The sequence below is a fragment of the Pseudomonas sp. NPDC089407 genome (genome assembly GCF_044900445.1).
Taxonomy (GTDB): Bacteria; Pseudomonadota; Gammaproteobacteria; order Pseudomonadales; family Pseudomonadaceae; genus Aquipseudomonas.
On record NZ_JBJDNB010000006.1, the window covers coordinates 153,999 to 173,150 of the forward strand.

The 19,152-nt window shown below is 61.6% G+C and carries 20 protein-coding genes and 1 tRNA gene; 9 read left to right on the forward strand and 12 right to left on the reverse strand.

Features of this window, described 5'->3' with window-relative positions; all coding sequences use genetic code 11:
• Window positions 1-111: 111 nt before the first annotated feature.
• The 4 genes from ACI2KG_RS07195 to ACI2KG_RS07210 are packed head-to-tail and all read right to left on the reverse strand — an operon-like array spanning window position 112 to window position 3,086.
• Window positions 112-801 (reverse strand): ABC transporter permease, encoded by a 690-nt coding sequence (locus ACI2KG_RS07195; RefSeq protein WP_404661381.1) that lies wholly within the window; start codon window positions 799-801, stop codon window positions 112-114.
• Window positions 801-1,493, reverse strand: coding sequence for an ABC transporter permease (locus ACI2KG_RS07200; protein WP_201203345.1), 693 nt, complete (start codon window positions 1,491-1,493; stop codon window positions 801-803). Before ACI2KG_RS07200 ends, ACI2KG_RS07195 begins: the two co-directional genes overlap by 1 nt.
• A gap of 55 nt (window positions 1,494-1,548) precedes the next feature.
• Window positions 1,549-2,301 carry an ABC transporter substrate-binding protein gene (locus tag ACI2KG_RS07205; protein WP_404661382.1) on the reverse strand — a complete coding sequence of 251 codons (753 nt, stop codon included), beginning with the start codon at window positions 2,299-2,301 and terminating at the stop codon, window positions 1,549-1,551.
• Window positions 2,302-2,312: 11 nt separating this feature from the next.
• A complete protein-coding gene (locus tag ACI2KG_RS07210) occupies window positions 2,313-3,086 on the reverse strand; it encodes an ABC transporter ATP-binding protein (protein WP_400616789.1) in 774 nt (257 codons plus the stop codon).
• A gap of 641 nt (window positions 3,087-3,727) precedes the next feature.
• On the opposite strand from ACI2KG_RS07210, the gene gabP reads away from it, so the two are divergent.
• Window positions 3,728-5,113: a GABA permease gene (gabP, locus tag ACI2KG_RS07215; protein ID WP_404661383.1), complete on the forward strand. Its 1,386-nt coding sequence runs from the start codon at window positions 3,728-3,730 to the stop codon at window positions 5,111-5,113.
• Window positions 5,114-5,233: 120 nt separating this feature from the next.
• Here the strand turns inward: gabP and ACI2KG_RS07220 are convergent, their stop codons facing one another.
• Together ACI2KG_RS07220 and ppk2 are read right to left on the reverse strand one after the other, a co-directional pair.
• Entirely contained in the window at window positions 5,234-5,680 is a 447-nt protein-coding gene (locus ACI2KG_RS07220; RefSeq protein ID WP_400616795.1) for a hypothetical protein, read from the reverse strand.
• Window positions 5,681-5,881: 201 nt separating this feature from the next.
• Window positions 5,882-6,862, reverse strand: a complete 981-nt coding sequence (gene ppk2, locus ACI2KG_RS07225) for a polyphosphate kinase 2 (RefSeq protein WP_404661384.1) — start codon at window positions 6,860-6,862, stop codon at window positions 5,882-5,884.
• Window positions 6,863-7,013: 151 nt separating this feature from the next.
• Here ppk2 and ACI2KG_RS07230 point away from each other — a divergent pair, with 151 nt between their 5' ends.
• Window positions 7,014-7,304: a type II toxin-antitoxin system RelE/ParE family toxin gene (locus ACI2KG_RS07230; RefSeq protein ID WP_201202169.1), complete on the forward strand. Its 291-nt coding sequence runs from the start codon at window positions 7,014-7,016 to the stop codon at window positions 7,302-7,304.
• Window positions 7,305-7,313: 9 nt separating this feature from the next.
• On the forward strand, window positions 7,314-7,616 hold the full coding sequence (locus tag ACI2KG_RS07235) for an addiction module antidote protein (protein WP_404661385.1): 303 nt from the start codon (window positions 7,314-7,316) through the stop codon (window positions 7,614-7,616).
• A gap of 137 nt (window positions 7,617-7,753) precedes the next feature.
• Here the strand turns inward: ACI2KG_RS07235 and ACI2KG_RS07240 are convergent.
• The 4 genes from ACI2KG_RS07240 to ACI2KG_RS07255 form a co-directional block, all read right to left on the reverse strand.
• Window positions 7,754-7,829: transfer RNA gene (locus ACI2KG_RS07240), tRNA-Phe, on the reverse strand.
• A 90-nt stretch (window positions 7,830-7,919) separates the two neighbouring features.
• Window positions 7,920-8,192: an oxidative damage protection protein gene (locus ACI2KG_RS07245; RefSeq protein ID WP_201202165.1), complete on the reverse strand. Its 273-nt coding sequence runs from the start codon at window positions 8,190-8,192 to the stop codon at window positions 7,920-7,922.
• A complete protein-coding gene (mutY, locus tag ACI2KG_RS07250; protein ID WP_404661386.1) occupies window positions 8,189-9,256 on the reverse strand; it encodes an A/G-specific adenine glycosylase in 1,068 nt (355 codons plus the stop codon). Before mutY ends, ACI2KG_RS07245 begins: the two co-directional genes overlap by 4 nt.
• A complete protein-coding gene (locus ACI2KG_RS07255; protein WP_404661387.1) occupies window positions 9,253-11,499 on the reverse strand; it encodes an AsmA family protein in 2,247 nt (748 codons plus the stop codon). The genes mutY and ACI2KG_RS07255 overlap by 4 nt, the downstream gene beginning before the upstream one ends.
• A 387-nt stretch (window positions 11,500-11,886) precedes the next feature.
• Here ACI2KG_RS07255 and ACI2KG_RS07260 point away from each other — a divergent pair, with 387 nt between their 5' ends.
• The 6 genes from ACI2KG_RS07260 to hisF all read left to right on the forward strand — a co-directional run bounded on the left by ACI2KG_RS07260 (window position 11,887) and on the right by hisF (window position 16,988).
• Window positions 11,887-13,548 carry an OFA family MFS transporter gene (locus ACI2KG_RS07260; protein ID WP_400616814.1) on the forward strand — a complete coding sequence of 554 codons (1,662 nt, stop codon included), beginning with the start codon at window positions 11,887-11,889 and terminating at the stop codon, window positions 13,546-13,548.
• Between the two features lie 303 nt (window positions 13,549-13,851).
• A complete protein-coding gene (gene hisB, locus ACI2KG_RS07265) occupies window positions 13,852-14,445 on the forward strand; it encodes an imidazoleglycerol-phosphate dehydratase HisB (protein WP_009682881.1) in 594 nt (197 codons plus the stop codon).
• Window positions 14,446-15,084 (forward strand): imidazole glycerol phosphate synthase subunit HisH, encoded by a 639-nt coding sequence (gene hisH / locus ACI2KG_RS07270; RefSeq protein ID WP_404661388.1) that lies wholly within the window; start codon window positions 14,446-14,448, stop codon window positions 15,082-15,084. It abuts the gene before it with no gap.
• Window positions 15,085-15,345 (forward strand): DUF2164 domain-containing protein, encoded by a 261-nt coding sequence (locus ACI2KG_RS07275; protein ID WP_201202159.1) that lies wholly within the window; start codon window positions 15,085-15,087, stop codon window positions 15,343-15,345.
• A gap of 27 nt (window positions 15,346-15,372) precedes the next feature.
• Window positions 15,373-16,104, forward strand: coding sequence for a 1-(5-phosphoribosyl)-5-[(5-phosphoribosylamino)methylideneamino]imidazole-4-carboxamide isomerase (hisA, locus tag ACI2KG_RS07280; RefSeq protein ID WP_404661389.1), 732 nt, complete (start codon window positions 15,373-15,375; stop codon window positions 16,102-16,104).
• Between the two features lie 113 nt (window positions 16,105-16,217).
• Window positions 16,218-16,988: an imidazole glycerol phosphate synthase subunit HisF gene (gene hisF, locus ACI2KG_RS07285; RefSeq protein ID WP_079226229.1), complete on the forward strand. Its 771-nt coding sequence runs from the start codon at window positions 16,218-16,220 to the stop codon at window positions 16,986-16,988.
• Window positions 16,989-17,126: 138 nt separating this feature from the next.
• Here the strand turns inward: hisF and choV are convergent, their stop codons facing one another.
• Complete coding sequence (gene choV / locus ACI2KG_RS07290; RefSeq protein WP_400616823.1) at window positions 17,127-18,305, reverse strand: choline ABC transporter ATP-binding protein; 1,179 nt, start codon at window positions 18,303-18,305, stop codon at window positions 17,127-17,129.
• Window positions 18,302-19,150 (reverse strand): choline ABC transporter permease subunit, encoded by an 849-nt coding sequence (choW, locus tag ACI2KG_RS07295; protein WP_400738157.1) that lies wholly within the window; start codon window positions 19,148-19,150, stop codon window positions 18,302-18,304. Before choW ends, choV begins: the two co-directional genes overlap by 4 nt.
• Window positions 19,151-19,152 lie beyond the last annotated feature (2 nt).

Sequence of the window (19,152 nt, forward strand, 5' to 3'; positions counted from 1 at the left end):
GGAGATGTGTGGTGGGTTTTAGGGCCTCTTCGCGGGTGAACCCGCTCCTACAACGGTTCTGCATCGGCCTGTTGTAGGAGCGGGTTTACCCGCGAAGAAGGCTAGGAGATGTCAGCGCCCTTGGCAGGCATCCACGCGCAACCAGCGCTCCAGCAGCTTGAAGCCTTGCACCAGCAGGAACGAGATCACCAGGTAGAACACCCCGGCAGCGAAGAAGATTTCCACCGGCAGGTAGGTGCGGGCAATGATGGTACGGGCCATGCCGGTCAGTTCCAGCAGGGTTACGGTACTGGCCAGGGCGCTGGCCTTGAGCATCAGGATCACTTCGTTGCTGTACGCTGGCAGGCCGATGCGCGCAGCGCGTGGCAGCATGATGTAGAACAGCGCCTTGCCGCGCGACATGCCCAGCGCCCGTGCGGCTTCAATCTCACCCTTGGGAATGGACTGCAGCGCACCACGCAGGATCTCGGCGATGTACGCGGCGGTGTGCAGGGTCATGGTCAGCACCGTGCACCAGAACGGATCGCGCAGGTACGGCCACAGCGCGCTGGCGCGCACCGCATCGAATTGCGCCAGGCCGTAGTAGACCAGGAACAGCTGCACCAGCAGCGGCGTGCCACGGAAGAAGAAGATGTAGCTGAACGGCACTGCGCGCACGTACCAGTGGCGCGAGGAGCGGGCGATACCCAGCGGGATGGCCAGGATCAACCCGGCAACCACGGCAATGGCCACCAGCTCCAGGGTCAGCACCGCGCCCTCGGCCAAGCGTGGCAGCCATTTTAAGATGACTTCCCAATTCATTATTCGGCCCTCGCAAAGCCGCGAGCGGCGCGTTTTTCCATGAAGTGCATGCCGGTCATGGCGATAACGGTCAGGCTCAGGTAGATGCAAGCCGCAACCATGTAGAAGGTGAACGGCTCTTTGGTCACGGTCACGCCGATTTGCGAGTGACGCATGATTTCTTCCAGGCCGATCACCGACACCAGCGCGGTGTCCTTCATCAGGATCATGAACAGGTTGCCAAGGCCGGGCAGGGCGATGCGCCACATTTGCGGCAGGATGATCCGTGACAGGATACGGCCCTTGGACAGGCCCAGCGCCAGGCCGGCCTCACGGTGGCCCTTGGGGATCGCCAGAATGGCACCCCGGAACACTTCGGTGGCGTAGGCGCCAAAGCACAGGCCCAGGGCGATTACGCCTGCGGCAAAGGCGCTGAGTTCCAGGCCCGGCATGTTCAGGGCTTCGCCCAGGCTGTTCATCAGCCCGACGGTGCCGAAATAGATAAGCAGAACCCACAGCAGTTCGGGCACGCCGCGAACCAGGGTCGAGTAGAAGCCGCCAAGCCATTGCAGCGGCTTGATCGGGGAGGTCTTGGCCAAGGCGCCAAGCAGGCCCAAAACCAGGCCCAGCAGCAAGGCGCAAAGCGCCAGTTTTACGGTCATCAGGGTGCCGGCCATCATGGCCGGACCGAATCCGTGCAGGTCGATATTCATTGGGCAGGTCATTCTAGGGACTTGCGCGCCGCAGGGGCGCGCAGGTCAGGGCGGATCATTCGATGCTGAACGGGAAGTACTTGTCGTTGATCTTCTTGTACGTACCGTCGGCCTTGATTTCTGCCAGGGCTTTGTTCAGGTCGTCGCGCAGCTTGGTGTCACCCTTGCGCACGGCGATGCCGATCTTGTCGCTGTCCAGCACCGGCTCGCCCTTGAACTCGAAGTTCGAGCCGTCTTTGCTCTTCAGCCACTCGTACTGCACGTACTTGTCGGCCAGGATGCCGTCGATGCGGCCGGAGACCAGGTCGAGGTAGGCGTTTTCCTGGGTGTCGTACAGCTTGACGTCGACGCCCGGGAAGTTGTCTTCAAGGTAGGTGCCGGCCAGGGTGGCGCGCTGGGTGCCAATAACCTTGCCTTTCAGCGAGGCCTTATCGGTCTTGAAGTCGACGTTCTTCGGTGCAATGAACTGCAGCTTGTTCGAGTAGTACGGTTCGGTGAAGTCGACCGCCTGTTTGCGCTCGTCGGTAATGGACAGCGACGACACCAGGAAGTCGAACTTCTTGGCGTTCAGGGCCGGGATGATGCCGTCCCAGTCGGAGGTGACGACCGAGCACTCGACTTTCATCTTGGCGCACAGGGCGTCGCCGATGTCTTTGTCGAAACCAACCACGTTACCGCTGGCATCCTTGTTGTTGAACGGTGGGTAGGCGGCTTCGATGCCCATGCGCAGTTTTTCTGCGGCCATGGCGTTTGCCGACATTACCAGCGTGGCAGCAGCTGCCAGGAGGAACTTCTTGTAAGTGTGCATGTATTGCTCCGTTAGCGGTGGCTGGACATGAATTGCTTGCAACGCGCCGAGGTCGGGCTTTCAAAGACCTGTTGCGGCGATCCCTGCTCTTCGACCAGGCCCTGGTGCAGGAAGACCACTTCGCTGGACACATGGCGGGCAAAGTTCATCTCGTGCGTTACCAGCAGCATGGTACGGCCTTCGTCGGCCAGTGCGCGGATAACGTTAAGCACTTCCTGGACCATTTCCGGGTCGAGTGCCGAAGTCGGCTCGTCGAACAGGATCACCTTGGGTTTCATGGCCAGGGTACGGGCAATGGCGGCGCGCTGTTGCTGGCCACCGGAAAGCTGGGCGGGGTAGCTGTGGCGCTTGTCGTAGATGCCGACCTTGTTCAGCAGCGCTTCGGCAGCTTCGATGGCCTCGGCCTTGCTTTGACCGAGCACGCGGCGTGGCGCCTCGATGATGTTGTCGAGGATCGACATGTGTGGCCACAGGTTGAAGTTCTGGAAGACAAAGCCGATTTCGCTGCGCAGGCGATTGATCTGGCGGTTGTCGGCGGCGATCAGGTCGCCGTTTTTGGCGGCCTTGAGCTTGAGGGCTTCGCCGGCCACCAGGATTTCGCCCTGGTGCGGGTTCTCGAGCAGGTTGATGCAGCGCAGCAGGGTGGACTTGCCGGAGCCGGACGACCCCAGGATGGAGATCACGTCACCGTCGCGAGCGGTCAGCGAAATACCCTTGAGAATTTCCTGCTCGCCGTAGCGTTTGTGCAGATTGCGGATTTCCAGCGCGGGCGTGGCCTGAGCCATGTGCGGTCCTCATGTGTTCGGGTGCGTTCCCAGCTGTTGGCGGCCTTCCTGGCGTGCGCCAAGCTAGCATAGCGGCATTATGACGGCCAACAGGGTCGCCGGGGACTCTGTGCGCTGGTGGGGCAGTTTGTCGCATCGCTACAGCGTAACGTCGCGCGGATGTCCGCGAAGGTCTCGCCCAGCACCAGAGCCTTGATGAAAAAAGGCGCGATGGTGCCAGCTTTGGCCGGCTCAGGGAAGCGGTTTTAGACCATTCGCGACCTAAACCTGACCTCAAAGCCAGCCGCCAACTGTGGGAGCGGGTTCACCCGCAAAGACCTTCATGGATTCTTGGGTTGCACCTCGAGGTTGCACTTTTCTGCATTGCGTTGGTGCACGGGTGTTACCGGGGAGCACCTTTGGTGCGTTTGTAAGTGAGTATTTCAGTAATCCGATGTTTTGGCGGCCTTTCGGTCAGCGCTTGGCCGAAAGCCCTCCAAGCCGCATGCTAAAAGGTCCGCAGAATTTTCTGACGAATGCATTCAGCACATGGCGCGCTAATTGCCAGTAGGAAACCGCCGATTGCAGCGACGCCTGGTCCAACCCCTGGCGCGCTTTGTTCCCGCAGTCGGCGTGGTCCACTCCTTACAAAGGTAGTTTCAATGAGCGGTAACAATTCCAATGACCTCGCTCAGGGGCTCAAGCAACGGCATGTGACCATGCTGTCCATCGCTGGCGTTATCGGTGCCGGCCTGTTCGTAGGCTCCGGCCACGCCATCGCAGCGGCCGGCCCGGCCGTGCTGCTGGCTTACGCCGCTGCCGGTACGCTGGTCGTGCTGGTAATGCGCATGCTGGGTGAAATGGCGGTCGCTTCGCCGGACACCGGTTCTTTCTCTACGTATGCCGACCGCGCCATCGGGCGCTGGGCCGGTTTCACCATTGGCTGGCTGTACTGGTGGTTCTGGGTGCTGGTGATTCCGCTGGAGGCCAACGCGGCTGCGGCCATCCTGCATGCCTGGTTCCCTGCGGTTGACCTGTGGGCCTTCTCCCTCATCATTACCCTGGCGCTGACCCTGACCAACCTGTGCAGCGTGAAGAACTACGGTGAGTTCGAGTTCTGGTTTGCCTTGCTCAAGGTGCTGGCGATCATCGGCTTCATCGCCGTGGGTTGCGCGGCCATGTTCGGCTTTGTACCGAGCAGCCAGGTAAGCGGTGCCAGCCACCTGTTCGATACCCAGGGCTTCATGCCTAATGGCCTGGGTGCAGTGCTGGCGGCCATGTTGACCACCATGTTCTCGTTCATGGGTACTGAAATTGTCACCATCGCCGCCGCCGAGTCCAAGGACCCGGGCAAGCAGATCAGCCGTGCCACCAACTCGGTGATCTGGCGTATCTGCCTGTTCTACCTGGTATCGATCTTCCTGGTCGTGGCCCTGGTGCCATGGAACGACCCGGCGCTGGCTGAAACCGGCTCCTACCAGACTGTGCTTAGCCGCATCGGCGTGCCGAATGCCAAGCTGATCGTCGACATTGTCGTGCTGATCGCCGTGACCAGCTGCCTGAACTCGGCGCTGTACACCTCTTCGCGCATGCTGTTCTCGCTGAGCAAGCGTGGCGACGCGCCGGCCATTGCCCAGCGCACCACCAAGGCGGCGACCCCGTATGTGGCGGTACTGTTGTCCACTGCCGCGGCGTTCCTGTGTGTATTCGCCAACTTCGTGGCCCCGGCGCAGGTGTTCGAATTCCTGCTGGCCAGCTCTGGCGCCATTGCCCTGCTGGTGTATCTGGTGATTGCCATTTCGCAGCTGCGCATGCGTGCCCAGCGTGAAGCCCGTGGCGAGAAGATCACCTTCAAGATGTGGCTGTTCCCGGGCCTGACCTGGGCGACCATTGCCTTCATCGTTGCCATTTTGGTGGTGATGGCGCTGCGTGAGGACCACCGTGCCGAGATCATCGCGACGGCACTGCTGAGCATTGGCGTGGTGGCGGCTGGGTTGCTGGTGCATCGCAAGCGTGAAGCTGCCGGGCGGGTGGCACTGGATAACTGATCCGCGCTGGCTGTAATGAAAAGGCCGCGTCCTGAGAAGGGGCGCGGCCTTTTTTGTTGCCTGTGCTGGCCCTTTCGCGGGTTCACCCGCGAATAGGCCAGAACAGGTTACTTGGCCCTATTAGCCAAACTGCTTCTGCTGTTGCTGCTGCTTAGCCACCGCCTCCGAAGCCGCCACGTAGGCTGCCTGGAACTCATCGCTCTCCAGCCAGGCCATGGTCGCCTCTTCGTCCGCGCCATCCAGCCACTTACGGTAGGCATTGAACACCAGCACGATGTAGTCGGTGGCGTGTTCTTCCTTGTGCCCCTTGAGCACCAGGGCCAGCAGCGGGTCGACCAGGAATACCGAGATCATTGGCACCAGGCCACCGCTTTCCTGGGCTTCCTTCATCTTGTTGAACATCGCGTCGTAGCTGCCCGACTCCATGGCCTTGTTGTACACCTGCTCGACACTGGCGCTGTCACCGGCACTGGCCTTGACTGCCTGGCCGCTGCGTACCATGCGGTTCTGCTTGGCCTTGGTGGCGGCGCGTTTGGCGCGTTTCTGTTGCTTGGTAGAGGTGGCCATGGGGGAATCCTGGGGTGTGCTTGAAAAGTGCGCGTATTGAAACGCAGTTGCCCAGAAAACCCAAGTGTCGCGCAAAGGGGGCCGCTCTGCGGCCCATCGCAGGCAAGCCAGCTCCCACAGGGGGCGTGCCGACCCAGAGGATTGCGCTGTACCTGTGGGAGCTGGCTTGCCTGCGATGGGCTGCAAAGCAGCCCCGGCAATCTAACTGGCTAAGCCTACCGGCTCATCCTCCTCGAACTCCCGCGATGCTCGCCCGACCAGCAGCGCATCCGGCGCATGCGCTACGCTGTGGTCCTTGCCCGGGTAATCCAGCTGATGCAAAAAATGCCGGATGCAGTTGATCCGCGCACGCTTCTTGTCATCGGACTTGATCACCGTCCACGGCGCATCGGCGGTGTCGGTATGGAAGAACATCGCTTCCTTGGCGCGGGTGTAGTCGTCCCACTTGCCCAGCGACTTGATGTCGATGGGCGACAGTTTCCAGTGCTTGAGCGGGTCGTCGCGGCGCGAGATGAAGCGGCGCAGCTGCTCTTCGCGGTTCACCGAGAACCAGTACTTGAACAGCAGAATGCCGCTGTTGCACAGCATGCGCTCAAGGTCCGGCGCCTGGCGCATGAACTCCAGGTACTGCAGCGGTGTGCAGAAATCCATCACCTTCTCGACCCCGGCGCGGTTGTACCAGGAACGGTCGAAGAAGACCATTTCCCCCGCTGTGGGCAGGTGCTGGATGTAGCGCTGGAAATACCACTGGCCCTGTTCCTGCTCGGAAGGTTTCTCCAGTGCAACGATGCGCGCACCGCGTGGGTTGAGGTGCTCCATGAAGCGTTTGATGGTGCCGCCTTTGCCTGCAGCATCGCGCCCTTCGAACAGGACCACGACGCGCTGGCCGGTTTCCTTCACCCAGCTTTGCACCTTCAACAACTCGATCTGCAGTTCATGCTTGGCCTTCTCGTATTCCTGGCGGCGCAAGCGGGTGCGGTACGGGTAGCTGGCCGGCAGTCGCGCCCTTGCGCTGTCTTCGTTGCTGCCCCTGGGGGCGGTGGCCACTTCCAGTGCAGCAGGCTGCTGGCTGATGCTGGTGATCGTCGGCTCCGGCTTGCGCTGGCGTGGGCGGCGCGTGCGGGCGGGGGTGATAGCGGGTTCGCTTGGGGCGGGGAGCAGGAGGGGGGATTCTTCGCTCATGGCGGGCCTTGTTAAGTCGATTTGGATATCCATCCACCACCTTAAGATCTGGTGAGTGCTGGCCATTTGATGCTGGTCAACTGCGTACCCATAAACAGTTTGAAACAGCTACAAATTGGCTGTAGTGTGAACTGGGGTTTACATTTTTCCCATGCATACTTTAATTCAAACCGAAACCTATCGAAGGTGGTTCGCTGCTTTGCGGGATTCGCGGGCGAAAGCCCGCATCAACGTCCGGTTGCGTCGAGTTGAGCTTGGGGTGATGGGGGACTGTAAGCCGGTTGCTGAAGGGGTGTCCGAGTTGCGGATCGACTATGGTCCGGGCTATCGGGTGTACTTCGTTCAGCGAGGTTATGAAGTGATCATCCTCCTGGCGGGTGGCGATAAAGCTAGCCAGGCCAGGGATATCAAATCCGCTCTCAAGCTGGCTCGCGACCTCTAGGAGGCCTTCGTGGCAAATATCAAACTGACCAAATGGGACGCTGTAGACCATTTGAAGACGGAAGAGGACATGGCTTTGTATCTTGAAGCCTGTCTGGAAGAAAACGACCCAACGTTGCTCGCAGCTGCTTTGGGCGATATCGCTCGTGCCCGTGGCATGGCTCAATTGGCACGCGATACCGGGCTTACACGGGAAGGCTTGTACAAGGCGCTGTCTGCTGAAGGTAACCCGAGCCTGGCGACCATTATGAAAGTTATGGCGGCGCTTGGGGTGAGGCTGCATGCCGAGGTGCTGCCGCGCACTGTGGGATAAGGGCTGCTATTGGGTTGGGCAGCAAAATTGCTTGGCTGCCAAACCTTGAGCAAAAATTACAGACAACAAAAAACCCGCACTAGGCGGGTTTCTTGTTGTCGCTTCGGGTAACTTTGCAACCACCAGAAGCTTGAAGGTGGTGCCCAGAGACGGAGTCGAACCGCCGACACGAGGATTTTCAATCCTCTGCTCTACCGACTGAGCTATCTGGGCGACGAGGTGAATTAAATAGATTTTCTGACGGCCCGTCAACGACTTTTTGAAAAAATTTTAAATTAATTCCGTCGCTTACGATTCGTGGGGTCATTCTGCGGGTGGAACGTAGCCTTCCGCCTGGGCGTATTCCTCGCCAGCAAAAAACTTGTCCATCTCGCCCTGCAGGAACTTGCGGTCCTCGCCGTTCATCATGTTCAGGCGCTTTTCGTTGATCAGCATGGTCTGGTGTTTTTTCCAGTCTTCCCAGGCTTTCTCCGAGATGTGGTCGAAGATGTCCTGGCCCTTGGCGCCTGGGTAGGGCGGGCGTTCCAGGCCTGGCAGTTCTTCTTTGTACTTGCGGCACATCACGGTACGGGTCATCGGGCTTCTCCTGCAATCAGTTCGTCAGCCGCGCGTTTAAGCAGCTTTTTCACCGGGGCGGCAAGGCCCAGGCGCGGCGGGGTGGCGAGGTTATACCAGAGCCAATCGGCCTCGGCCACGTGCTCGCCCAGCGCATCGACGCGCACCAGCCAGGGCTCGATCGCCAGCTGGAAGTGGCTGAAGGTATGGGTCAGGCCGTCCATGGCGCGGCTGCCAGCCAGGCGCAGGCCGTGCTGGTAGGCCAGGTCGTCGAGCTGGGCGATGTCGTCCAGTTCCGGCAGGCTCCACAAACCACCCCACAGGCCGCTGGAAGGGCGTCGGTAAAGCAGGATGGCGCCTTCGTGGTTGGCCAGTAGCGGCATCAGCGTGCGCCGTTGTGGCAGCGCCTTGCGTGGTTTTGGCTCGGGGTAGCGGGTTTCTTCGCCGTGCAGGTGTGCTTCGCAGCCACGCTGCAGCGGGCAGATCAGGCAACTGGGCTTGCTGCGCGTGCACAGCGTGGCGCCCATGTCCATCATCGCCTGGGTGTAGTGGTTGGCACGTTGAAGTGGGGTAAAGCGCTCGGCTGTGGCCCACAGCTGGTTGGCCACCTTGGGCTCGCCGGGGTAGCCGCCTTGGGCAGTGTAGCGGGCCAGCACACGCTTGACGTTACCGTCGAGGATCGGCGCGCGAATGCCCATGCTGATGCTGGCGATGGCGCCGGCCGTGGAGCGGCCGATGCCAGGCAGCTCGGTGAGCTGCTCGACACTGCGCGGGAACGCGCCGCCATGTTGCTCGACAACGATCTTTGCGGCCTTTTGCAGGTTGCGCGCGCGGGTGTAGTAGCCAAGGCCCGTCCACAGGTGCAGCACTTCGTCCTCCGGCGCTTCGGCCAGGGCCTGCACGGTTGGCAGGGCCTGCATGAAGCGGTCGAAGTAATTCAGCACGGTGCTGACCTGGGTCTGCTGCAACATGATTTCCGACACCCACACCCGGTAGGGGGTGATGCCTTGTTGCCAGGGCAGGTCGTGCCGGCCGTGTTCGTCATACCAATCCAGCACAGCGCTGGAGAACTGCTCGGGGCTCATCGCTTGAACAGCCCCTTGAGCGCGTCTTTCAATTCCGGGCTCACTTTGTCTCCGAGTTTTTCATCGAGCTTTTCGTCGATCTTGTCTTTCAGGCGGTTGCCGGCCAGTTTGGCCGCCACCTTGCCCAAGCCATTCTGGTCCAGGCGGCAGGCCTTGGCGCCAAGTTCCAGCGGGCCGCGGCAGCGCAGCGGCACTTCAACGCCCACATAGCGTTCGTTGACCTGGCAGGCCGGGTCCGGCATGGCACGCTGGTCGCCCTCGACGATCACGCCCACGTTGTAGTCCATACCCAGCACGCGCAGGTCAAGGTCGCCATGGCCGTTGACGGTCAGGCCCGGGATGCGTGCCTTGAGGTCCGGGTTGCTGGCAACACCATTGCGCACCACCAGGCTGCCGCGCAGTTCCTGGAAGGGGGTGTCCTTGCCACGTGGTTCGCCGCTCAGGGTCTTGCGATTGAGCGTGGCGATGGCCTGGCACAGTTGTTGTTCCAGGTTGGCATTGACCAGCACACCATCGTTGATGGTGAAGTTTGCACTGCCGTTGAGCGTGTCGACCAGTGCCTTCTGGCTGTTGCCGGTGGCGGTCAGATCACTGGTCAGGGTCAGCAGGCCTTTGACCGGTGGCGCCTGGTCCTTGTCTTCGGTCTTGATGAAGTGCTCAACCGGCACCCGCTGGATGTTGGTATTCACCCCCAGTTGCGGCACGGCAGGGCGCACATCGACCGTGCCCTTGGCTTCGAAGGTGCCGTTGTACAGCCCGCCGCGCAGGGTCTGCAGGGTCAACAGGCCGCCTTGGCTGATGGCTTTGAGCTGGGCATCGACGATGGGCAGTTTATCGAGGGTCAGCGAGCCGAAGGCCAGTTCGGCCTGCAGGTCGAGGGCGCGCAGGCGGTCGACCGGCAGCAGCTTGTCGTCGCTCCAGGCCACCTGGGTCGGGGCATTAGGCAGCGGTGAGCTGCCAGCACCGGCCACCGCGCTGGCTTCCTGTTGCTTGACCTCGGCCTGGCGCGCAGCGGTGGCGCCCTTGGCTTGTTCGCTCTTGGCCGGCAGGTAGCGGTCGGCGTCGAAGGTGTCGCCTTTAAGCTGCAGGCGCAGGGCCTGCTTGGCGAAATCTTCGACGGCCACGCGGCCACTGAAGGTGCTGTCGTCCAGCTTCACGGCCAGGTCTTCCAGGGACAGGCTGCTTGGTGTGCCCTGCAGGCGGGTAACCAGCTCCAGCTTGGCAAAGGCCGCTGGGTCGTTGGTGGCCGGCAGCGGGTGGCCGATGCTGTCGAGGAAGGTGCGCAGGTTGAACTGGGCGATGGACAGGCCGCCGCTCAACTGCGGTGCCTTGTCCAGGTCACGCAGGTTCAGTTCACCGAGCGCGCGCAGCTGGTTGACCGAGACTTTCAGACCGCTCCACGAGGCAACATTGGCGGCCAGGTCGACCAGCAACTGGCCCTGGGCGGCGAAGGTGACGGTCTTGCCGCCGGTAGGCTCACCCGAGGTTTCGCCCGACAGGCGCATGTCTTCGAAGTTGTAGCGCTTGAGCTTGCGGTCGAAGCGCAGTTCGCCGGCCAGCTCGGTGCGGGCCTTGATGTTTGGCTGGCTGGCACTGATGAAAGCACTGGCCTTGAGCGGGATGTTCGCGCCTTCATGGACTGGCCCGGTGCTCAGCTGGATGCTTTCGGCGCTGTAGCTCTGGCCGGTCTTGGCATCGGTGTACTGCACCCGGGCGTTGTTCACGGTCAGGCTGTCGATGTCCAGCTTGACGGCACGGTCGTTGCCATCGGCAGTCGCTGGCTTCTGCTCGGCAGGCGCCTGGGCCGGTGCGTCGGTGGCTGCGCCGTTTTCCGCGGGCAGTGGCTTGCCGATGTCTTCCCAGTTGCCATGGCCCTGTTCGTCGCGCACCAGGGTCAGGTTCAGGCCTTCGACGCGCACATCGCTCATCTGCACTTCGCGGCGCAGCAATGGCAGTACCCGTACCGACAGGCCCAGCATCTGCAGGTCAGCGAACGGCTCTTTGGGTTTGGCCAGGGTGGCGATGCTGGCTTCGTGCAGCTCCAGGCCCAGCCACGGGAACAGGCTCCAGCCAATGTCACCGTTGAGGGTCAGTTCGACGTGCGCCTTGTCGCGTGCCAGCTGGCGAATCTCGTCTTTGTAGTCGTTGGGATCGAAGAGGTGGGTCAGGGCGAAGCCCAGCGCCACGATGATCAGCAGCAACCCGAGAAGCCCCAGTCCCAGGATTTTGCCGAACGCTTTCATGGGCGAGTCCTTGTAGTCCGATTTGAAATTCAAGCGGCTGAGTATAGCGCCGCCGTGTAAGTCCCTGCGTATTCGACAAGAGAAGCAGGACATTTCCTATGCTTGCAGCAGATGGTACGGCTTTCGACAGCCATGGTTTTGCTTGTTCCGAATGTTTTGCCTGTACTGGCCCTATCGCCGGCAAGCCAGCTCCCACATAGGTCCCGCTTTTTTCAAGGTCTGAGGAGGACCTGTGGGAGCTGGCTTGCCGGCGATAAGGCCGGTACAGGCCACATGACCGTTTCAGCCGAGCAAAAATGAACGATATCAGATTGCTTTCATGTCACTTGATGCTGCTACCCTTGCGCCGCTTTGCCTGCCCTCACCCTATAAGAAAGGATCAAACCCATGAGCAGTACCGTCGCGACGGGTACCTTGGCCAGTGCGCCAGGCTTCCTGTCGAAGGAGCGCATCATCGCCCGCCCGGGCTTTAACCGCTGGCTGGTCCCGCCAGCGGCCCTGGCCATTCACCTGTGCATCGGCATGGCCTATGGCTTCTCGGTGTTCTGGCTGCCTTTGTCGCAAGCCCTCGGTATTACCGCCCCCGTCGCTTGCGCTGCGGACATGGGCTTCATGGCTCGCATGTTCAGCGCCGAGTGCGACTGGCCGATCTCGATGCTGAGCTGGATCTACACCTTGTTCTTCGTCTTCCTCGGTTGCTCGGCGGCCGTGTTGGGCGGCTGGCTGGAACACGCCGGGCCGCGCAAGGCCGGCCTGGTCTCGGCACTGTGCTGGTGTGGCGGCATGCTGATTTCGGCCATTGGCGTTAAAACCCACCAGCTGTGGCTGATGTGGCTGGGTTCCGGGGTCATCGGCGGTATCGGCCTGGGCCTGGGCTATATCTCGCCTGTGTCGACCCTGATCAAGTGGTTCCCGGACAAGCGCGGCATGGCCACCGGCATGGCAATCATGGGTTTCGGCGGCGGGGCCATGGTTGGCGCACCGCTGGCCACCGCGCTGATGGGGCATTTCGGCAACGAGCACGAAGTGGGTGTATGGCAGAGCTTCGTCGCCATGGCGGCGATCTACTTCGTGTTCATGACCGCTGGCGCCCTGGCCTATCGCGTGCCGCCGACCGGCTGGAAGCCTGAAGGCTGGACCGCCCCGCTGAAGAAAGCCGGCAACACCATGGTTACCGACCGCCACGTGCACGTCAGCGTGGCCTGGAAAACCCCACAGTTCGCGCTGATCTGGCTGGTGCTGTGCCTGAACGTGTCGGCCGGTATCGGCATTCTCGGCATGGCCTCGCCGCTGCTGCAGGAAGTGTTCGCCGGCAAGCTGCTGGGTAACGAACTGACCTTCAGCCAACTGAACACTGCCCAGCTGGCGCAGATTGCCGCGATCGCCGCCGGTTTCACTGGCCTGCTGAGCCTGTTCAACATTGGCGGGCGGTTCTTCTGGGCGTCGTTCTCCGACTATATCGGCCGCAAAAACACCTATTTCGCCTTCTTCGCCCTGGGCGTGGGCTTGTACAGCCTGGTGCCGAACATGGGCCACCTGGGCAACGTGGCGCTGTTCGTGGCGGCGTTCTGCATCATTCTGTCGATGTATGGTGGTGGCTTTGCCACGGTGCCGGCGTACCTGGCCGACCTGTTCGGCACGCAGATGGTCGGTGCCATTCATGGTCGCTTGCTGACTGCCTGGGCGGCGGCGGGGGTATTGGGGCCGGTGCTGATCACCTACCTGCGAGAGTCTCAACTGGCGGCGGGCGTGGAGCGTGCGGCGGCATACGACATGACCTTGTACATCCTCGCCGGGCTGCTGGTGCTGGGCTTTATCTGCAACATGCTGGTGCGGCCGGTTGCCGATAAACACTTCATGAGCGATGCCGAGCTGGCGGCTGAGCGGGCTTTGAGCCATGACAAGGGTGCCGATGGAGCGCGCTCGCTGGAGTGGAAAGCGGCGCCAGGCAGCCTGCCGCTGGTGCTGCTGGCCTGGGCGGTGGTGGTTGTGCCGTTGGCCTGGGGGGTGTGGATTACCCTGCAGAAGACGGCGGTGCTGTTCCATTGATGCGTGATACAGCCAGGCCCTAGCGTTCACGCGATCATTTGTAGGAGCGGCCTTGTGTCGCGATGGGCTGCGCAGCAGCCCCCAGGGGTTCAGCGTGTACGTATGGACCCTGGGGCTGCTGCGCAGCCCTTCGCGACGCAAGGCCGCTCCTACAAAGAGCCGCCATTACGCAGTTGTATAGACTTGTAGCAGCATCCAGCCCCCGTAATTCCTCGCTTTGCCATATGTCATCCGCGTTTCAAGCTGGCGCGTTCTGGGCCTATAATGGAGCCCTTTTCGCCCAATGATTTTGCGGAGCTGGTGATGGTCGAACGTAAGGCTTCCGTCGAGCGCAATACCCTGGAAACCCAGGTCAAGTGCTCGATCAACCTCGATGGCAGTGGCAAGGCCCGATTCGATATCGGTGTGCCTTTTCTTGAACACATGCTGGACCAGATCGCCCGCCATGGGCTGATCGATCTTGATATCGAGTGCAAGGGTGATACGCATATCGACGATCACCATACCGTCGAAGACGTCGGCATTACCTTGGGCATGGCATTCGCCCAGGCCATCGGTGACAAGAAAGGCATCTTCCGCTACGGCCACGCCTATGTGCCGTTGGACGAAGCGCTGTCGCGCGTGGTCATCGACTTCTCCGGCCGCCCGGGCCTGCAGATGCATGTGCCGTACACCCGTGCCAGCGTCGGCGGCTTCGATGTCGACCTGTTCCAGGAGTTCTTCCAGGGCTTCGTCAACCACGCCCTGGTGACCCTGCACATCGACAACCTGCGTGGCCACAACACCCACCACCAGATCGAAACCGTGTTCAAGGCTTTCGGCCGCGCGCTGCGCATGGCTGTCACCCTCGACGAGCGCATGGCCGGCCAGATGCCGTCCACCAAAGGGTGCCTGTAAATGCAGACGGTAGCCGTAATCGACTATGGCATGGGCAACCTGCACTCGGTGGCCAAGGCGCTTGAGCACGTAGGTGCCGGTAAAGTGCTGGTCTCCAGCGATGCCGCGGTCATTCGCGAAGCTGACCGCGTGGTGTTCCCGGGCGTAGGCGCGATTCGTGACTGCATGGCTGAAATCCGCCGCCTGGGCTTCGACAGCCTGGTGCGTGAAGTCAGCCAGGACCGCCCGTTCCTCGGTATCTGCGTAGGTATGCAGGCGCTGCTGGAGCACAGCGAGGAAAACACCGGCGTCGACTGCATCGGCCTGTTCCCCGGCCAAGTGCGCTTCTTCGGCAAAGACCTGCAAGAAGGCGGCGAGCACCTGAAGGTGCCGCACATGGGCTGGAACGAAGTCAGCCAGGCTATCGACCACCCACTGTGGCACGACATCCCTGACCGCGCACGCTTCTACTTCGTGCACAGCTACTACATCAATGCCGGCAAGCCGGGCCAGGTGGTCGGCCGCGGCCACTACGGCGTCGATTTCGCCGCGGCGCTGGCCGATGGCTCGCGCTTTGCCGTGCAGTTCCACCCGGAGAAGAGCCATACCCATGGCCTGCAGCTGCTGCAGAACTTCGTCGCCTGGGACGGGCGCTGGTAAATGAGCAAGTCAAAGACCAAGGCCCCGGTCCTTACCCTGGCCCCCGAACAGGAGCGTGACGCGTTGCACACGCTCAAGCGCTTTCTCGAAGACCGTTTCGAGCTGGAGCTGGGGTCGTTCGAGGTGGCCGAGGTCCTTGAGCTGTTCAGCAAAGAAATTGCACCCCTTTACTACAACAGGGCGATTGCCGATGTTCAGCTGCACCTCAAGGAGCGGTTCGAGAGCATCGAAAGCGATCTGTGGGCGCTCGAGAAGCCCTGAAACCCCAAGAACAGACAGGTTCCCAAGATGCTGATTATCCCCGCTATCGATCTGAAGGACGGTGCTTGCGTGCGCCTGCGCCAGGGCCGCATGGAAGACTCCACGGTATTTTCCGACGACCCGGTGAGCATGGCCGCCAAGTGGGTCGAGGGTGGCTGCCGCCGCCTGCACCTGGTCGACCTCAACGGCGCCTTCGAAGGCCAGCCGGTCAACGGTGAAGTGGTCACCGCCATCGCCAAACGCTACCCCACCCTGCCGATCCAGATCGGCGGTGGCATCCGCTCGCTGGAAACCATCGAGCACTACGTCAAGGCCGGCGTCAGCTACGTGATCATCGGCACCAAGGCGGTCAAGCAGCCAGAATTCGTCGCCGAAGCGTGCAAGGCCTTCCCGGGCAAGGTCATCGTTGGCCTGGACGCCAAGGACGGCTTCGTCGCCACCGACGGCTGGGCCGAAGTCAGCTCGGTGCAGGTTATCGACCTGGCCAAGCGTTTCGAGGCCGATGGCGTCTCGGCGATCGTCTACACCGACATCGCCAAGGACGGCATGATGCAAGGCTGCAACGTACCCTTCACCAAAGCCCTGGCCGAAGCCACGCGCATTCCGGTGATCGCATCGGGCGGCATCCACAACCTGGGTGACATCAAGGCCCTGCTGGACGCCAAGGCCCCGGGCATCGTTGGCGCCATCACCGGCCGTGCCATCTACGAAGGCACCCTCGATGTCGCCGAGGCCCAGGCCTTCTGCGACAACTACTGAAAAGCAGCTTCAAGCTTCAAGCTTCAAGCTGCAAGAGAAAAGCGGACTGCGATCTGCTGTTCCCTTGCCGCTTGTAGCTTGCAGCTTGTAGCTTGAAGTGCCAGGAGAAGTTCATGGCTCTAGCCAAACGCATCATCCCTTGCCTGGACGTGGACAACGGCCGGGTGGTCAAGGGCGTCAAGTTCGAGAACATCCGTGATGCCGGCGACCCGGTGGAAATTGCCCGTCGCTACAACGAGCAAGGTGCCGACGAAATCACCTTCCTCGACATCACCGCCAGCGTGGATGGCCGCGACACCACCCTGCATACCGTCGAGCGCATGGCCAGCCAGGTGTTCATCCCGCTGACCGTGGGCGGTGGTGTGCGCACCGTGCAGGACATCCGCAACCTGCTCAATGCCGGTGCCGACAAGGTTTCGATCAACACGGCGGCGGTATTCAACCCGGAGTTCGTGGGTGAGGCGGCGGACCGTTTCGGTTCGCAGTGCATCGTTGTTGCCATCGACGCCAAGAAGGTGTCTGGCCCGGGTGAAGAACCGCGCTGGGAAATCTTCACCCACGGTGGGCGCAAGCCGACCGGGCTGGATGCCGTGGAGTGGGCGAAGAAGATGGAAGGCCTGGGGGCTGGCGAGATCCTGCTGACCAGCATGGACCAGGACGGCATGAAGAATGGCTTCGACCTGGGGGTTACCCGCGCCATCAGTGATGCGCTGGGGATTCCGGTGATTGCCTCGGGGGGTGTGGGTAACCTGCAGCACCTGGCCGACGGCATTCTGGAAGGGCATGCCAGCGCGGTGCTGGCGGCCAGTATCTTCCACTTTGGCGAGTACACGGTGCCGGAGGCCAAGGCCTATATGGCTTCGCGCGGGATCGTCGTTCGCTGAACCATTGCTGGGAGGGCTTTGCCCTCCTTTCGCGACACAAGGCCGCTCCTACAGGGATACGCGTTTACCAGGTGGTTACGCGTTCCCCTGTAGGAGCGGCCTTGTGTCGCGATGGGCCGCAACGCGGCTCCAATTCCATCAGCCGTGGTTCTTGCCGAGCAGTGCGTGATAAAGCTCGGTATCCCCCAGAATCCCGACCATTTTGTCGTTCTCCTGCAGCACCAGCTTGTTGCCGGTCTGGTAACGAATCTGCAGCGCCTCTCGCATTCCGATATCCGCATGCACCAGCGTAGGCCTGCGCCCCAGCCCTTCCACCGATTGCCCCGGCACCCAGTTCTGCATCTCCAGCCCGTTCTGCCCCTGGCGTGCGCGCTTGATCGAGTTGCCTTCGCCAAGGTCCAGCCACGAATCGCCACCCGGGTCCAGGCACACCGAACCATTGACCCGCTTGCAGTTGTCCAGGCTACGCATCAGGCTGCGGCCGCACAGCACGTTCAACGGGTTGGTGTGGGCGACGAAGGTACGTACGTATTCGTCGGCCGGGTTCAGCACGATTTCTTCCGGCTTGCTGTACTGGATGATCCGCCCGTCCTTCATGATCGCGATGCGGCTACCCAGCTTCAACGCCTCGTCCAGGTCGTGGCTGACGAACACGATGGTCTTGCTCAGCTTGGCTTGCAGCCCCAGCAGTTCGTCTTGCAAGCCCTGGCGGATCAGCGGGTCGAGGGCCGAGAACGGTTCGTCCATCAGCAGAATGTCGGCATCCATCGCCAGCGCCCGGGCCAGGCCCACGCGCTGCTGCATGCCGCCCGACAATTCGTCCGGTTTCTTGTTGCGCCACTGGGTAAGGCCCACCAGCTCCAGCTTTTCGTCGACCAGCTTGCGCCGTTCCTTTTCCGGGCGGCCCTGCATTTCCAGGCCAAAGCTGATGTTCTCGCGCACCGTCAGCCAAGGCATCAGGGCAAACTTCTGGAACACCATGGCAATGCGCTTGGTGCGCATCATCTTCAGCTCGGCCGGGGTGCAGTGGGCAATGTCGATGTGCTTGCCTTCATGTTCGACAAACAGCTTGCCGCGGCTGACGGTGTTGAGGCCGTTGATGCAGCGCAGCAAGCTCGACTTGCCTGAACCGGACAAGCCCATCAGCACGCAGATCTCGCCCTTTTGGATGTCCAGGTTGGCTTTTTCGACGCCGACCACCAGGCCGGTCTGCTTGAGGATCTGCTCGCGGGTCTGGCCCTTGTCCAGCAGCGCCAGTGCCTCGCGCGGCTTGTTGGAGAAGATGACGTCGACGTCTTCGAAACGAATGATGCTCATGCTTCACCCCTTACCGGCAGCTCCGGTTGCTTGCAGATACGGTCGAGCATGATTGCCAGCAGCACGATCGCCAGGCCCGCTTCGAAGCCCAGGGAAATATCGGCGGTATTCAGTGCGTTGACCACAGGTTTGCCCAGGCCGTCAGCGCCGACCAGGGCGGCAATCACCACCATCGACAACGACAGCATGATGCACTGGGTGACGCCAGCGGCGATGCTGGGCATCGCGTGCGGCAGTTCGATACGGGTCAGCAGCTGGCGCCGCGAGCAGCCAAACGCCTTGCCGGCGTCCATCAGCTCTTGCGGCACGTCGCAGATACCCAGGTAGGTAAGGCGAATCGGCGCGGCAATGGCGAATACCACGGTCGAAATCAGCCCCGGCACCACGCCCAGGCCGAACAGGGTCAGGGTAGGGATCAGGTAGACGAAGGTGGGTACCGTCTGCATCAGGTCGAGTACCGGACGCATGGCGGTGTAGAACATCGGCTTGTGCGCGGCGACGATGCCCAGCGGCACGCCGATGGCCACGCAGACCACGGTGGCGAAGGTCACCTGGGCGAGGGTTTCCATGGTTTCTTGCCAGTACCCCAGGTTGAGGATCAGCAGGAACGACAGGGCGACGAAGGCGGTCAGCGCCCACTTGCGCTGGATGAAATGCGCCAGGGCGGCGAACAGGGCGATGAGTACGAATGGGTTGAAGAACGTCAGGGCGCTGGTGACGCCGTGGATCATGAACTCCAGGCCTTGCGCGATGGCGTCGAAGTACTCAGCGCCGTTCTGGGTCAGCCATTCGACGAACGACGCGATGTACTGGCCCAAGGGTATTTTCTGATCGATAAGCATGATAG

Bases quoted from the DNA above. Each gene is read 5' to 3' on its own strand.
- ACI2KG_RS07195 (WP_404661381.1), bottom strand. From the start codon at position 801: ATGAATTGGGAAGTCATCTTAAAATGGCTGCCACGCTTGGCCGAGGGC.
- ACI2KG_RS07200 (WP_201203345.1), bottom strand. From the start codon at position 1,493: ATGAATATCGACCTGCACGGATTCGGTCCGGCCATGATGGCCGGCACC.
- ACI2KG_RS07205 (WP_404661382.1), bottom strand. From the start codon at position 2,301: ATGCACACTTACAAGAAGTTCCTCCTGGCAGCTGCTGCCACGCTGGTA.
- ACI2KG_RS07210 (WP_400616789.1), bottom strand. From the start codon at position 3,086: ATGGCTCAGGCCACGCCCGCGCTGGAAATCCGCAATCTGCACAAACGC.
- gabP (WP_404661383.1), top strand. From the start codon at position 3,728: ATGAGCGGTAACAATTCCAATGACCTCGCTCAGGGGCTCAAGCAACGG.
- ACI2KG_RS07220 (WP_400616795.1), bottom strand. From the start codon at position 5,680: ATGGCCACCTCTACCAAGCAACAGAAACGCGCCAAACGCGCCGCCACC.
- ppk2 (WP_404661384.1), bottom strand. From the start codon at position 6,862: ATGAGCGAAGAATCCCCCCTCCTGCTCCCCGCCCCAAGCGAACCCGCT.
- ACI2KG_RS07230 (WP_201202169.1), top strand. From the start codon at position 7,014: ATGCATACTTTAATTCAAACCGAAACCTATCGAAGGTGGTTCGCTGCT.
- ACI2KG_RS07245 (WP_201202165.1), bottom strand. From the start codon at position 8,192: ATGACCCGTACCGTGATGTGCCGCAAGTACAAAGAAGAACTGCCAGGC.
- mutY (WP_404661386.1), bottom strand. From the start codon at position 9,256: ATGAGCCCCGAGCAGTTCTCCAGCGCTGTGCTGGATTGGTATGACGAA.
- ACI2KG_RS07255 (WP_404661387.1), bottom strand. From the start codon at position 11,499: ATGAAAGCGTTCGGCAAAATCCTGGGACTGGGGCTTCTCGGGTTGCTG.
- ACI2KG_RS07260 (WP_400616814.1), top strand. From the start codon at position 11,887: ATGAGCAGTACCGTCGCGACGGGTACCTTGGCCAGTGCGCCAGGCTTC.
- hisB (WP_009682881.1), top strand. From the start codon at position 13,852: ATGGTCGAACGTAAGGCTTCCGTCGAGCGCAATACCCTGGAAACCCAG.
- hisH (WP_404661388.1), top strand. From the start codon at position 14,446: ATGCAGACGGTAGCCGTAATCGACTATGGCATGGGCAACCTGCACTCG.
- ACI2KG_RS07275 (WP_201202159.1), top strand. From the start codon at position 15,085: ATGAGCAAGTCAAAGACCAAGGCCCCGGTCCTTACCCTGGCCCCCGAA.
- hisA (WP_404661389.1), top strand. From the start codon at position 15,373: ATGCTGATTATCCCCGCTATCGATCTGAAGGACGGTGCTTGCGTGCGC.
- hisF (WP_079226229.1), top strand. From the start codon at position 16,218: ATGGCTCTAGCCAAACGCATCATCCCTTGCCTGGACGTGGACAACGGC.
- choV (WP_400616823.1), bottom strand. From the start codon at position 18,305: ATGAGCATCATTCGTTTCGAAGACGTCGACGTCATCTTCTCCAACAAG.